15 protein-coding genes are annotated in these 13,209 nt (G+C 74.3%); 8 read left to right on the plus strand and 7 right to left on the minus strand.

What is annotated here, in order from left to right:
- Positions 1 to 90 precede the first annotated feature (90 nt).
- The 3 genes from AB0G13_RS30755 to AB0G13_RS30765 form a co-directional block, all read right to left on the minus strand.
- The gene (locus tag AB0G13_RS30755; RefSeq protein ID WP_357881920.1) at positions 91 to 1,026 is read right to left on the minus strand and encodes a TauD/TfdA family dioxygenase; all 936 of its coding nucleotides are present in this window, start codon (positions 1,024 to 1,026) and stop codon (positions 91 to 93) included.
- Between the two features lie 87 nt (positions 1,027 to 1,113).
- Complete coding sequence (locus AB0G13_RS30760) at positions 1,114 to 1,872, minus strand: alpha/beta fold hydrolase (protein ID WP_357881924.1); 759 nt, start codon at positions 1,870 to 1,872, stop codon at positions 1,114 to 1,116.
- A 259-nt stretch (positions 1,873 to 2,131) separates the two neighbouring features.
- Positions 2,132 to 2,521 (minus strand): DUF2267 domain-containing protein, encoded by a 390-nt coding sequence (locus AB0G13_RS30765; protein WP_357881927.1) that lies wholly within the window; start codon positions 2,519 to 2,521, stop codon positions 2,132 to 2,134.
- A gap of 149 nt (positions 2,522 to 2,670) precedes the next feature.
- Here AB0G13_RS30765 and AB0G13_RS30770 point away from each other — a divergent pair, with 149 nt between their 5' ends.
- The 3 genes from AB0G13_RS30770 to AB0G13_RS30780 all read left to right on the plus strand — a co-directional run bounded on the left by AB0G13_RS30770 (position 2,671) and on the right by AB0G13_RS30780 (position 4,965).
- Positions 2,671 to 3,354, plus strand: a complete 684-nt coding sequence (locus AB0G13_RS30770; protein WP_357881929.1) for a helix-turn-helix domain-containing protein — start codon at positions 2,671 to 2,673, stop codon at positions 3,352 to 3,354.
- Positions 3,355 to 3,433: 79 nt separating this feature from the next.
- On the plus strand, positions 3,434 to 4,543 hold the full coding sequence (arsB, locus tag AB0G13_RS30775; RefSeq protein ID WP_357881931.1) for an ACR3 family arsenite efflux transporter: 1,110 nt from the start codon (positions 3,434 to 3,436) through the stop codon (positions 4,541 to 4,543).
- A gap of 14 nt (positions 4,544 to 4,557) precedes the next feature.
- Positions 4,558 to 4,965 carry an arsenate reductase ArsC gene (locus AB0G13_RS30780; protein ID WP_357881934.1) on the plus strand — a complete coding sequence of 136 codons (408 nt, stop codon included), beginning with the start codon at positions 4,558 to 4,560 and terminating at the stop codon, positions 4,963 to 4,965.
- 15 nt (positions 4,966 to 4,980) lie between these two features.
- On the opposite strand, the gene AB0G13_RS30785 is transcribed toward AB0G13_RS30780, so the two are convergent.
- Genes AB0G13_RS30785 through AB0G13_RS30795 form a run of 3 tightly spaced genes read right to left on the minus strand, consistent with a single transcriptional unit; the run spans position 4,981 to position 8,200 of the window.
- Positions 4,981 to 6,348, minus strand: coding sequence for a hypothetical protein (locus AB0G13_RS30785; RefSeq protein ID WP_357881937.1), 1,368 nt, complete (start codon positions 6,346 to 6,348; stop codon positions 4,981 to 4,983).
- A complete protein-coding gene (locus AB0G13_RS30790) occupies positions 6,345 to 7,163 on the minus strand; it encodes a sugar phosphate isomerase/epimerase family protein (protein WP_357881940.1) in 819 nt (272 codons plus the stop codon). The genes AB0G13_RS30785 and AB0G13_RS30790 overlap by 4 nt, the downstream gene beginning before the upstream one ends.
- On the minus strand, positions 7,163 to 8,200 hold the full coding sequence (locus AB0G13_RS30795; RefSeq protein ID WP_357881943.1) for a zinc-binding dehydrogenase: 1,038 nt from the start codon (positions 8,198 to 8,200) through the stop codon (positions 7,163 to 7,165). Before AB0G13_RS30795 ends, AB0G13_RS30790 begins: the two co-directional genes overlap by 1 nt.
- 116 nt (positions 8,201 to 8,316) lie before the next feature.
- Here AB0G13_RS30795 and AB0G13_RS30800 point away from each other — a divergent pair, with 116 nt between their 5' ends.
- From AB0G13_RS30800 to AB0G13_RS30820, 5 genes are all read left to right on the plus strand, one after another.
- Positions 8,317 to 9,711: an extracellular solute-binding protein gene (locus AB0G13_RS30800; protein ID WP_357881946.1), complete on the plus strand. Its 1,395-nt coding sequence runs from the start codon at positions 8,317 to 8,319 to the stop codon at positions 9,709 to 9,711.
- Positions 9,708 to 10,670 carry a sugar ABC transporter permease gene (locus tag AB0G13_RS30805; RefSeq protein WP_357881949.1) on the plus strand — a complete coding sequence of 321 codons (963 nt, stop codon included), beginning with the start codon at positions 9,708 to 9,710 and terminating at the stop codon, positions 10,668 to 10,670. The genes AB0G13_RS30800 and AB0G13_RS30805 overlap by 4 nt, the downstream gene beginning before the upstream one ends.
- Positions 10,670 to 11,536 (plus strand): carbohydrate ABC transporter permease, encoded by an 867-nt coding sequence (locus AB0G13_RS30810; RefSeq protein WP_357881952.1) that lies wholly within the window; start codon positions 10,670 to 10,672, stop codon positions 11,534 to 11,536. Before AB0G13_RS30805 ends, AB0G13_RS30810 begins: the two co-directional genes overlap by 1 nt.
- A gap of 50 nt (positions 11,537 to 11,586) precedes the next feature.
- Entirely contained in the window at positions 11,587 to 12,183 is a 597-nt protein-coding gene (locus AB0G13_RS30815) for a GNAT family N-acetyltransferase (RefSeq protein WP_357881955.1), read from the plus strand.
- A gap of 138 nt (positions 12,184 to 12,321) precedes the next feature.
- Positions 12,322 to 12,927 carry a class I SAM-dependent methyltransferase gene (locus AB0G13_RS30820; protein WP_357881958.1) on the plus strand — a complete coding sequence of 202 codons (606 nt, stop codon included), beginning with the start codon at positions 12,322 to 12,324 and terminating at the stop codon, positions 12,925 to 12,927.
- 22 nt (positions 12,928 to 12,949) lie between these two features.
- On the opposite strand, the gene AB0G13_RS30825 is transcribed toward AB0G13_RS30820, so the two are convergent.
- On the minus strand, positions 12,950 to 13,209 hold a 260-nt coding region (locus AB0G13_RS30825; protein WP_357881961.1), incomplete at its 5' end, for a type VII secretion protein EccB.

Below are 13,209 nucleotides of genomic sequence, written 5' to 3' on the forward strand. Positions count from 1 at the left end.
CTCGTACACCGGTTTACAGACACAGCGACACAGAAGTGATCTTCGCTGACACAGTCAGCGAAGGTCACGTCCAGGTATCACAACACTCTCTCAGGGGGTGTGCGGCTCGGCCATCGCAACGGCGATCTTGCGGGGGCCGGTGAACGGCTCCCGCCCGTGCGCGGCGGTCATGTTGTCCACCACCAGCACGTCGTCGCGCCGGTAGTCGAAACGGACGCTGGCCGCCCGGTACGCGGCCCGCAGGTGGTCCACGACGTCGGCGGGGATCTCGCCGCCGTCGCCGTAGTAGGTGTTGGCCGGCAGCCCCTCGGTGCCGAACATGGCCAGCAGTCCCTCCTGGAGGTCCTTGGCCAATGTGCTCACGTGGAAGAACGTGGCGTGGTTGAACCAGCGCGGGGTGTCCGAGCCGGGGCGGTGGTGCACGGCGTCGCGCACCGCGCGGGTACGCAGCCCGTCGGCGCCCCGCCACTCCAGCTCGATCCGGTTCGCCGCCGCGTACGCCTCGACCTCGGCACGGTCGTCGGTGCCGAACACGTGCTGCCACGGGGTGCCGAAGTCGCCGTGGAAGTTGCGCACCAGCGTCCAGCGGCGGCGGACGAACTCCTCCCGCACCGCCGGATCGATCTCGGCGTACACCCGGCGGACGTCCGCCAGCGGGGTGGCGCCCTGCGTCTGCGGCGGGGTGAGGCAGTAGAAGAACAACGTCAGCGGCCAGCGGGCCTGGTACGAGTTCTCGTTGTGCAGGAAGATCTCCTCGTCGGGCGGGTAGTCGGTCGAGGTGTAGACCCGGCCCGCGATGGCGTGCCGGGGCGACGAACGCTCGGTGTAGACCAGCGGTTCCCCGGACAACGCCCGCACCGCCCGGTCGAAGCCCTCGACGCCGCCCACGTCGAACCCGCGGAACAACAGCCCGCCGTGCTCCACCAGGCTCGCCCGCAGCTCCGCGCGGCGGGCGGCGATCAGCTCGGTCAGCTCGCGGCCGTCGTGCTCGACGACCACCGGCAGCGTGGCGGTCCGGTCACTCATGCTCTCACTCCTGTCGTCGCCCGCCGTCGCCGCGGGCGGCCGCGGAACGGCGGGATGGCGGGCGTGCCGGCGGCCGTGGCGGTCGGCTCACCCCTGGTGCCGGGCGGCGGCGTCGGTGCGGGCGGCGGTGAGGTCCGCCCGGATCACGGCGAGCAGCTCGGGCAGCCGCTCGTTGAGGAAGAAGTGCCCACCGTCGATCTCGTGCAGGGTAAAGCCGGCGGCGCTGTGCTCCCGCCAGCCGTCGCTGTGCTCCCGGCTGACGGTGTGGTCGCTGCGACCGCTGAACGCCACGATCGGCATCGGCAGCGGTTCCTCAGGGGTGTAGCGGTAGTCGTCCACCTGGCCGAGGTCGGCGCGCAGCAGGGGCAGCAGCAGCTCGACCAGCTCGGGGTAGTCCCGCAGCCCGGCCGGCAGCCCGCCGCCGGCCTCCAGGCGGCGCAGCAGCTCGTCGTCGTCGACCCGGGACAGCCCGTCGAAGTGGCTTGGCGCGTGGACGTGCGGGGCGCGGGCGCCGCCGACGTAGAGCCGCAGCGGCAGTGGACGTCCGGCGCGGCGCAGCTCGCGGACGACCTCGAAACCGACCCGGCCGCCCATCGAGTGGCCGTAGATCGCGTACGGGCCGCGGATCCGTCCGGCGATGGCGTACGCGACGTCGACGGCCCGGAACACCGGATTCTCGCTGATCCGGTTCTCGCGGCCGGGCAGCTGCACCGGCAGCACCTCGACGTCCGGGCCGAGCCCGTCCTGCCAGCGCCGGAAGACGCTCGCGCCCCCGCCCGCGTAGGGCAGGCAGAACAGTTGGACCGGCGCCGGGTGCCAGCCGCCGGCGGAGAGGAACCAGGTCACGGCGTGCCTTTCGTCGAAGGGTCGTTCCGGTGCCGCCGGCGCGGGACGGGTGGCCGGCCCGGCGCACCGGGGGCGCCGTGGAGTGCGGCGCCCTCCGGTGCACGGCGGGCCAGCCGCGATCGGGCCGTCCGTGACGGTGCACGAACGGCCTCATGATCTGCCTATAGATTCACGATGGAAGCAGCATAAGGCTCGATGTCCGCTCCCGAAGATCCGCGTGACGCCGCGGCGCGGGGCCGGGCGGTGCGGGGACGGCCGGTCAGGCGTCGTCCGGCCGGGGGATCGGTTCGGTCATGCCGTCGAAGTCCCGGGGCAGCCGGGCCACCATGTCGCGGAACTCGTCGACGGTGACCGCCTCCCGCAGGGTGGCGAAGACGGCGCCGGTTCCCGCCCGGGCGGTGGCCTCGTCCACCCCGGCCCGCTCCCCCACCCGACGCACGAAGTCCGCCGGCCCGAGCGCGGCCGCCGGACCGTCGCCGGGACCGGACCCCGTGAGGTAGCCGTCCAGCTCGTCGGGGAGACGACCGGCCGGGCCGCCGCTCATCCGTTCCACCATGGTCTGCAGCACGGCGCGGGCGATCGTGGCGGCCCGGGCGGTGGGCAGTCCGGCGCGGCGGGACACCGCATCGACGAATAGGGGAAACCGCACGGCAGGCTCCTGTCGTCACCGGGGCCCGCGCTTACCCGCCCCCGGTGCCGGCAAACGGCCTCCCCGCCGGGGCGGGCGTCGCGCGCACAGAGGGTGCGCCGCGCCACCCCCGCTTGACATCGCCCGGTAGCTCAGCGATGGTTGACTCAATGAACGCTGAAGCTTCCCTGGCCGCGCGCGCCCGGATCCACGCCGCCCTCGGCGACCCGGCGCGCCTGGCGATCGTGGACGCGCTGCTGCTGGGCGACTCCTCCCCCGGCGAAATCGCCCACGCCCTCGACCTGGCCACCAACCTGGTGGCCCACCACGTCAAGGTGCTCACCGACGCCGGCCTGGTCACCCGCACGCGTTCCGAGGGCGACCGGCGCCGCACCTACCTGCGGCTGTGCCCGGCGGCCCTGTCGACGCTGGCCCCGCCGCCACTGGCCGAGGTGGGCCGGGTGGTCTTCGTCTGCACCCACAACTCGGCCCGCTCCCAGCTCGCGGCCGCCCTCTGGGCGCGGCGCACGCACGCCCCGGCCGCGTCGGCGGGCACCAGCCCCGCCTCCCGGGTGCACCCCCGCGCCGTGGCGGTGGCCCGCCGCCACGGGCTGCGCCTCGACCCGGTCGGCACCGCCCACGTCGACGACGTCGTCCGCACCGGGGACCTGGTCGTCGCCGTCTGCGACAACGCGCACGAGGGCTTCGGCGGTGCGGCCCGGCCCCGCCTGCACTGGTCGGTGCCCGATCCCGTCCGCGTCGACACCGACGAGGCGTTCGAGGCGGCGTACGCCGAACTCGAGGCCCGGGTCGACCGGCTCGCCCCCGCCGTCACCACGAAAGCGGCGCGCTGACCGCGAGCCGCCCGCACGCCCCCACCGCCGCGCCCAGCGGGCGCGACGCGCCCGAACCGACGACCCGAACGGGAGCCCCGTGAGCACCACCACCCACGACGATCCGGCGGCCACGGCCGTGGTGGGACGCCTGTCCCGCCTCGACCGGTTCCTGCCGGTCTGGATCGGCCTCGCGATGGCCGCCGGCCTCCTGCTCGGCAGGCTGGTACCCGGCCTGGACACCGCGCTGGACGCCGTGCGGATCGGCGGCGTCTCGCTGCCCATCGCCCTCGGCCTGCTGATCATGATGTACCCGGTGCTGGCCAAGGTCCGCTACGACCGGCTCGACGCCGTCACCGGCGACCGGCGGCTGCTGGTCTCCTCGCTGGTGCTGAACTGGGTCCTCGGGCCCGCGCTGATGTTCGCCCTGGCCTGGATCTTCCTGGCCGACCAGCCGGAGTACCGCACCGGCCTGATCATCGTCGGGCTGGCCCGCTGCATCGCCATGGTGATCATCTGGAACGACCTGGCCTGCGGCGACCGCGAGGCCGCCGCGGTGCTGGTCGCGCTCAACTCGGTCTTCCAGGTGCTCGCGTTCGGCGTGCTCGGCTGGTTCTACCTCGCGGTCCTGCCGGGCTGGCTGGGCCTGGAGGGCGCCGAGCTGGCCGTCTCGGGCTGGGACATCGCCCGCAACGTGCTGATCTTCCTCGGCGTCCCGCTGCTCGCCGGCTACCTCACCCGCCGCCTCGGCGAGCGGACCCGGGGCCGCGACTGGTACGAGCGCCGGTTCCTGCCGAGGATCGGCCCCGCGGCGCTGTACGGGCTGCTCTTCACCATCGTCATCCTGTTCGCCCTCCAGGGCGAGGCGATCACCGACCGACCGCTGGACGTGGCCCGCATCGCCCTGCCGCTGCTGGTCTACTTCGCGGTGATGTGGGCCGGGTCGTACGCCCTCGGCCGTGCGGTCGGCCTCGGCTACGCGCGCACCACGACGCTGGCCTTCACCGCCGCCGGCAACAACTTCGAACTCGCCATCGCCGTGGCGATCGGCACCTTCGGCGTCACGTCCGGGCAGGCCCTGGCGGGCGTGGTCGGGCCGCTGATCGAGGTGCCGGTCCTGGTCGCCCTGGTCTACGTCTCGCTCTGGGCACGCCGCCGCTTCTTCCCGTCGCCGGCCCCGGGCCGGCCGACCGCCGCCGTCCCCCGCTGAAAAGGGAGCACCCCATGACCGCAAGGCCCACCGTCCTCTTCGTCTGCGTGCACAACGCCGGCCGTTCGCAGATGGCCGCCGGCTGGCTGCGCCACCTGGCCGGCGACGCCGTCGAGGTGCGCTCCGCCGGCTCGGCGCCCGCCGGGACCGTCAACCCGGCCGCCGTCGAGGCGATGCGGGAGGTCGGCATCGACATCAGCGCACAGACCCCGACCCTGCTGGAGTACGCCACCGCCGAGTCCTCCGACGTCATCGTGACGATGGGCTGCGGTGACGCCTGCCCCGTCTTCCCCGGCCGGCGCTACGAGGACTGGCAGCTCGAAGACCCGGCCGGCAAGGGCGTCGAGGCCGTCCGGCCGATCCGCGACGAGATCCGGGCCCGGGTGGAGCGGCTGCTGCGGGAGCTGGTCCCGGCCGGCTGAGCGGCGCGGGCCGGCTCAGCCGGCCGGGTCGTCGGCGAGGACGTCGAGCAGCAGCGCGGCGGTCCAGCCGAAGGCCGGCGAGCCGAGCCCGGCGCCGGTGTCCGGGTGGAAGTACTCGTGGCAGCCCGAGCGGGCCACCAGCTCGATCATCGAGTCGCGCAGGCCGGCCGCCAGGTCGGGGCGACCGTGGCGCAGCAGCCCTCGGCGCACCAGCCAGTCGACGTTCATCCAGCTCGGCCCGCGCCAGTAGCGCAGCGGCTCGAAGTCCGGCGCGGTGCGGTCGTGGCTGGGCAGCGGCCGGTCCATCCGGGCGGCCAGCCCGAAGCGCGGCGAGCACGCCTCGGCGACCAGCGCCGACACCTGCCGGGCGGGCAGGTCGGGCAGGACCAGCGGGGCCAGGCCGAGCACCGTGCGGGCCGGCACGAGGCGGTCGGCGCGCAGGTCCCGGGGGTGGAAGGTGCCGGTCGTCGGGTCGTACAGCCGGCGCACCAGGGCCGCGGTGATCCGCGCGGCGCGCTCGCGGTGCGGGCCGGGGTCGGCGCCGACGAGCGGCGCGATCCGGGCGAGGGCGTGCTCCGCAGCACCCATCGCGGCGTTGACCAGGGGGCACTCCACCAGGAACGGGTGCCGGGCGGCGAGGTCGTCGTCGCGGTAGCGGCGCTCGCGGTAGGACGCCACGATCGCGACGTAGCGCGCGTAGTCGAGGTCGGTGGGGCGGTGCGCGGCGTCGGCGTGCGCGGTGTCGTGCCGGCGGTACGCGCGCATGACGGCCGCGTCGGCGGGCACCGCCGCCATCGGCGCGTCCCAGGCGGGGCTGTTGTCCAGCCCGGACTCCCAGGGGTGGACGATGCTGGCCAGCCCGCCCCCGCCGACGTCCCGGCGGGTGGCGAGGTAGCGCTGCTGGGCCACCAGCCGGGGATAGAGCCGGCGCAGCGCGGCCCGCGCGGCCTCGGACGGGAACCGCCGGTACGCCAGCCAGGCGGCGGGCGCGTGCACGGGCGGCTGGATCAGTCCCGACGTGGCGGCGGCCGGGGCGCCCTCGGCGAGCGCCGAGTTCCAGAACTCCGGCCCGGGGAAGTACGAGCCGACGCGCAGCGCCGGGTTGAACACGATGTGCGGCACCCGGCCGTCGACCCACTGGGCCCGGAACAGGCTGGTCAGCTCGCGCCAGGCGCGGTCGGGGCGGACGTGGGACCAGCCGATCGCGATGAACGCCGAGTCCCAGCTCCACTGGTGCGGATAGAGGGTGCGCGAGGGCACCGTGTGGTCGTGCTCCCAGTTGGCGTCGAGGGTGGCGACGGCGAGGCGGCGCAGGGCCCCGGCGTCGCGGGCCCCGGCGTCGGCGGTGCCGGTGTGCGGGCCGCCGGCGGTCCCGGTGCTCATGCCGCCGCCTGCCGGGGCTGGGCGTGGCGCAGCACGGCGGCGGCCTGGTGCAGGGCGCGGACGGGGTCGCCGCGCAGCCGGCACTCCAGCGCCAGCCAGCCCCGGTAGTCGATCTCCAGCAGGGTGCGGACCAGCGCCGGCCAGTCGAGGTGGCCGGCGCCCGGCTGGTAGCGGTTGGAGTCGCTGACCTGCACGTGCCCGAGGTACGGCGCGGCGGCGCGCAGCGCCCGGTGCACGTCGTCCTCCTCGATGTTCATGTGGAAGGTGTCCGCCACCACCCGCACCGAGGGCAGCCCGACGGCCGCGCAGAGGGCGACGGCGTCGTCGAGCCGGTTGACCATGTGGTCCTCGTACCGGTTCAGCGGTTCCAGGAAGAGGGCGACCCCCTCGGCGCGGGCGTGCTCGCCCAGCTCGCCGAGGGCGTCGACGAGCACCTGCCGGTCGCCGGCGGACGAGCGGGGCGGCTCGAACGGCGGCAGCCGCCGGGAGAACATCCCCCAGGCCGCCGGGGTCATCGCCCCGACGCCGCCCAGCTCGGCGATCACCGAAAGCTGCGAGCGCAGGTTGCGCACCGCGTCGCGGGACCGCCCGGGGTCGAAGTCGCCGATGAAGTGGTCCATCTCCACGCAGACGGTGGGCATGACCACCCCGGCCGCGCGGGCCCGGCGCAGCTCGGGCAGCCGGCGGGCGAGGCCGAGGTCGCCGGAGCCGCGCAGCTCGATCGCGTCGTAGCCGAGCGCGGTGGCGAGCGCGTACTTCTGGATCAGGTCGGTGCCCGGCAGGAGCTGCTCCTGACAGGCCAGGGGAATCGTCATCAGAACCTCAGCACCACTTGGAGGACGTCTGCGTCACCGCGGTCGAGCAGCGCCAGCGCGTCGGCCACCGCGCTCGCGTCGACGACGTGGCTCACCAGCGGCAGCGGGTCGACGCTGCCCTCGGCCACCAGGTCCATGAAGGTGTGTGCGACACGGGCCCCGGTCCACCGGCCGGCCATGCCGGGCGCCGGGGTGGGCCCGGAGACCTGGGCCGCCACCAGCTGGATCCGGTTGTGGTGGAACTCCTCACCCAGGCCGAGCCCGTCGGCCTGTCCCTGGTAGAAGCCGGCGGCCACGACGCGGCCGGCGTGGGCGGTGGAGCGGATCGCCTCGTGCAGCGCCGGGTAGGCCCCGGACAGTTCCAGGCAGACGTCCGCGCCCCGGCCGCCGGTGGCCCGGCGCAGCACGGCCGCGGCCGACTCGGCGCCCGCGTCGACGACGATCCGGGCGCCGAGTCGGCCGGCGTGCGCCAGCCGGGCGGGCACCCGGTCGACGGCGACCACCCGCGCGCCGGAGAGGTAGGCGAGCCGGGTGGCGAGCAGCCCGATGACGCCCTGCCCGAAGACCGCGACCCAGTCGCCCAGGTGCAGGTCGCCGGCGAGCACCGCGGTGAGGGCGATCGCCCCGGGCCGGGCGAAGACCGCCGCGATGGGATCCAGCCCGGCGGGCAGCGGATGCACCGCGTCGGCGGGCACGACGGCCTCGGCGCGGTGCCCCCAGATGCCCCAGACGACCTGCCCGGCCCGCCGGTCGGCCACGTCGGGCGCGACCTCGACGATCTCGCCGACCTCCTCGTAGCCGAAGCCCACCAGCGGGTACGGCACGGAGGTCTGCCGGGGCACGAACATCCGGCTGACGTCGTCCCAGTCCTTGCTCAGCCGGGGATTGCTGCCCCGGTAGAGGGTGAGCTCCGTGCCGGCCGAGATGCCGGAGTAGCAGGTGCGGATCCGGACCTGGCCGGGGCCGAGCGGGTCCGGGGGGCAGGGCTCGAGGCTGATGCGTCGGGGCCCGGCTAGTGAGACAACCCAGTTGACCATGAGTCACATCCCGGTAGCACTGGGCTCCAGTGTAGGCAAAAAATCGGCATATGTCTTGTAATTGATCAATCCAACGCGTTGAATCCCTTCTATACCCTTCGAGAGGAGTGCCATCGATGTCAGCACCTCCGATGCGGATACTCGCCGCGACACTGATCATGGCAGTCACCGGGGCCAGCCTGCTGGCCTGCGGCGACGGAGAATCCGACAGCAACAGCAGGAAGATCACCGTGTGGAGCCTGGAGGACGTGGCCGACCGGGTCACCGCCACCAAGGCGATCATCGCGGACTTCACCGCCAGCACCGGCATCGCCGTCGACCTGGTCACCGTCAACGAGGACCAGTTCCCCTCCCTGATCGCCTCCAGCGCCGCCGCCGGCGAACTGCCCGACGTGGTCGGCTCGGTGTCGCTCGCCGGCGTCCGCACCCTCGCCGGCAACGACCTGCTGCACCCCTCGGCGAACGCGGAGGTCGTCGAGAAGCTCGGCCGGCAGACCTTCTCGCCGCGGGCCCTGGAGCTCACCGCGGACGACGGCCGGCAGCTCGCCGTGCCCAGCGACGGCTGGGGCCAGCTGCTCGTCTACCGCAAGGACCTCTTCGCCGCCGCCGGGCTGCCCGCTCCCGACACGTACGAGAGGATCGCCGCCGCCGCGACGAAGCTCAACACCGGCGGCGTCGCGGGCATCACGGCCGCCACCGCCCCCGGCGACGTCTTCACCCAGCAGACCTTCGAGCACCTGGCGCTGGCCAACAACTGCCAGCTCACCGACGACTCCGGGGCCGTGAAGCTGGACTCCCCCGAGTGCGTCGAGGCGTTCCGGTTCTACGGCGACCTGATGCGCACCAGCTCGGTCAAGGGCGCGCAGGACGTCGACACCACCCGGGCCACCTACTTCGCCGGCAAGGCGGCCATGCTGGTCTGGTCGCCGTTCATCCTCGACGAGCTGGCCGGCCTGCGTAACGACGCCAAGCCGACCTGCCCGCAGTGCCAGGCAGACCCGACGTTCCTCGCGAAGAACAGCGGCTTCGTCACCGCGATCAAGGGCCCGAACGGCGCCGAACCCGCCCAGTACGGCGAGATCAGCTCCTGGGCCGTGCTCGACGGCGCCGCCGCCGACCCGGCGCGGTCCTTCGTGGAGCACATGCTCGGCGACGGCTACCCGCGCTGGTTCGGCATGTCCCCCGAGGGGCGCTTCCCCGTCCGCAAGGGCACCGCGCAGGAGCCGGAGAAGTTCCTCACCGCCTGGAACGCCAGCCAGGCCGGGGTCGACACCAAGAAGCCGCTCGCCGAGGTCTACGGCGACGAGGTGCTCGCGGGCCTGCGCGGCAGCCCCGACACCTTCCAGCGCTGGGGCCTCACCCAGGGCCAGGGCAAGCTCGTCGGCGCGATCCTCGGTGAGCTGCCGGTGCCCAAGGCCCTGAACGACGTGGTCGCCGGCAAGACCGACGCCGCCGCGGCCGCCGGACGGGCGAAGAAGGACGTGGAGGCGATCAAGGCGGGCGTCAATTGACCACCGCCCCACCGGACACCGGCCGCTCCCCCGCCCGGGAGCGGCCGGCCCCGGCCCGCCGCCGCAGGCCACTGACCCTGCGCCGCCGCGAGTCCCGCGCCGGGCTCGCGCTGGTGGCCCCGACGCTGCTCGTCGTGGTCGCCGTGATCGGCATCCCCATCGTCTGGACCGTCGTGCTGGCCTTCCAGCGGGTACGCCTGGCGACGCTGCGGCGCACCGGGCTGTTCGGCGAGTTCACGATGGACAACGTCGAGCGGGTGCTGAACACCCCGGGCTTCGCCGACACCCTCTGGACCACGCTGGTCTACGCCGTGGCCAGCACCGCCGGCTCGATCGCGCTCGGCCTGGTGGCGGCGCTGGTCGTCCGCCGGCCGTTCCGGGGCCGCACCCTGGTGCGCGCGTCGATGCTGCTGCCGTACGTGGCGCCGGTGGTCGCGGTCACCTTCGTCTGGCAGGTGATGCTGGACCCGCAGCTCGGCATCGTCAACGACTGGGGCCGGCGGTTCCTCGGCTGGGACACCCCGGTGCCGTTCCTGTCCCAGGAGTCGACCGCCCTGGCCACGGTCGTCGCCTTCGAGGCGTGGCGCTACTTCCCCTTCGCCTTCCTGTTCCTGCTCGCCCGGCTCCAGGCGGTCCCCGGTGAGCTGGAGGAGGCGGCCCGGGTCGACGGGGCCACGCCCAGCCAGCGGTTCCGGCACATCCTGCTGCCGCAGCTGCTGCCGGTGATGGGCCTGCTGGGGGTGCTGCGGTTCATCATGACGTTCAACAAGTTCGACGACGTCTACCTGCTCACCGGCGGGGCCGCTGGCACCGAGGTGGTCAGCGTCCGGGTCTACGAGTTCCTGACCGCGCGTACGGACATCGGCGCGGCGGCGGCGCAGGCGGTCGTGCTCGCCGTGGTGCTCATCGTGTTCGTGGTGGTTTACCTGCGCTTCTTCGGCGGACGGAGGGACGGCTGATGGACCGGGACCGGATCGAGACGGTGGGCCTGCGCTGGCTGCGCCGGCTGGTGATCGCCGCGTTCCTGCTGGTCACCGTCTTCCCCTTCTACTACATGCTGGTGCTCTCGGTGCGCCCCATCGAGCGGCTGCTGCTCGACCCCGGCTCGCTGGTGGTGGGCCTCGGCGAGCTGACCTTCGACACGTACGCCGAGGTGGTCAGGGCCGTCGACGACGGCGGCCAGGGCTTCCTCACCTTCATGCGCAACAGCGGTCTGGTCGCCGTCGCGGCGACGCTGCTGACGCTGGCCGTGGCGATCCCCGGCGCGTACGCGGTCGCCCGGCTGCGGTTCTTCGGCCGGCGGCAGGTCGACTTCCTCTTCCTGGCGGTCTACCTGTTCCCGTCGATCGTCATCGCCATCCCGCTCTTCGTGGTCTTCACTCGGGCCGGGCTGCGCGGCTCGCTGCTCGGCCTGGTGCTGGTCTACATCTCGCAGACCCTGCCGGTCTCGGTCTACATGCTGCGCAACTACTTCGAGACCATCCCGGTCAGCCTGGAGGAGTCGGCCGCGATCGACGGGGCCGGGCGGCTCGGCATCATCCGCCGGATCAGCCTCCCCCTCGCGGCGCCGTCCATCATGGCCGTCGCCCTGTACGACTTCATGATCGCCTGGAACGAGTTCCTGTTCGCCCTGCTGTTCCTGGTCGACAAGCCGCACCGGTGGACGGTGTCGCTGGGGCTGGCGCAGCTCTCGGACGGGGTCGAGGTGCCGAAGACGGTGCTGATGGCCGGCTCCGTGATCCTCACCCTGCCCATCGTGATCCTCTTCTTCGCCAGCGAGCGCCTGCTCACCGAGGGGCTCACCAGCGGCGCGGAGAAGGGCTGAGGCGGCGGGCGGGGTTGCCGCGCCGTGGGCGCCGACGGAGGATGCGCCGGGTGGATCCCTCCCCCGACGCGCTCCCCGACGCCCCGCCCGCGGCTGTCCCGCCCGCTGCCGGCGTGCTGCTGCGCGACGTCGAGCCGGGCGACCTCGACGTCTACGTACGCCTGCGCTGCGATCCGGTCGTCATGGCGGAGCTGGGCGGCCCGCAGCCGCGTGGACGCATGCCCGCCCAGCTCCGGCGTGACCTCGAGACCGTGCGGGACGGTAGCGCCTGGATCAAGATGATCATCCCCGACGGCGGCGCAGAGGCGGCCGGAACGGTGACGTTGTACTCCCACGGGGGCGTCTCCGAGATCGGCTGGATGGTCGCCCCGGAGTTCCAGGGCAGAGGCCTGGCAGGCAGAGCCGTCCGCGCCGTGCTCGACCTGGCCCGGGCGGACGGCCGATGGGGCCTGATCCACGCCTTCCCGGCCACGACCAACGCCGCGTCGAACGCCATCTGCCGATCGGGCGGCTTCACCTTCGTCGGCGAGGAGCAGACGGTCTTCGCCGGGCGCCTCTTTCGCACCAACCACTGGGTCGTCGATCCGTCGACCCGGTCCGGCGGCCCCTCGGCAGGACCCGCGCGCGGCGACGTCCTGCCGAGCTGACCGAGCAGACACGGCTTCGCCGGCCGGCGGTGTTCGCCGCCCCGCCGGCCGCGGAGACCCGCCCGCGCCACCGACAGGCGTGCCCGCCGTCCGCCCCCGCCGCCGCGCGGGCACCGGGGACCCGGCTACGGTGGCGGCATGGGAAACCCGACCCGCTGGGAGACCGAGACCGGTCCGGAGCACTCGCAGTGGTACATCGACCGGTTCCGCCGGCTGGCCGCCGAGGGCGCCGACCTGGCCGGCGAGGCCCGGCTGCTGGACGCGTTGGTCGCGCCCGGGTCCCGGATCCTCGACGCCGGCTGCGGCACCGGCCGGGTGGGCGCGGCGCTGGCCGCCCGGGGCCACACCGTGGTCGGGGTGGACGCCGACCCGGCGCTGGTCGAGGCCGCCAGCACCGACCACCCCGGCCCGCGCTGGCTGGTCGCCGACCTGGCCGAGCTGGACCTGGCGACGGCCGGCGAGCCGGAGCCCTTCGACGCGGCGGTCCTGGCCGGCAACGTGCTGGCCTTCGTCGCCCCCGGCACCGAGCGGGAGGTGCTGCGCCGGGTCGCGGCCCACCTGCGCCCCGACGGCGTGCTGGCGGTCGGGTTCGGCACCGACCGGGGCTACCCGCTGACCGGGTTCGACGCCGACGCGGTGGCCGCCGGCCTGCGGCTGGAGCACCGCTTCGCCACGTGGGACGTGCGCCCGTGGCGCGACGACGCCGACTTCGCCGTCACCGTGCTGCGCCGCCCCGCCGACTGAACCCGCGCCGGGGCCGGCCCGCTCAGGCGGGGGCGGCGACGACCCGCGCGGCGGCCGGGTCGAGCGTGGCGCCGGCGGGGACCAGGGCGACCAGGCTGGCCGGCAGCCGCAACGGTCGCACGTCGCGGTAGCCGAGCGTGCCGAGCACCTCGCCGCCGGCGAGGACGTACCGCCGGCCCAGGTCGGTGACCACGGAGACCGCGCCGCCGGTCGCGCCGGGCGCCGCGACCGCCTCGACCACCGCGCCGCGGCCCGGCTCCACCACGACGTGGTCGGCGCGCA

Origin of the sequence: Micromonospora sp. NPDC023633 (assembly GCF_040640035.1) — a bacterium.
In the GTDB taxonomy this organism is placed as follows: Bacteria; Actinomycetota; Actinomycetes; order Mycobacteriales; family Micromonosporaceae; genus Micromonospora.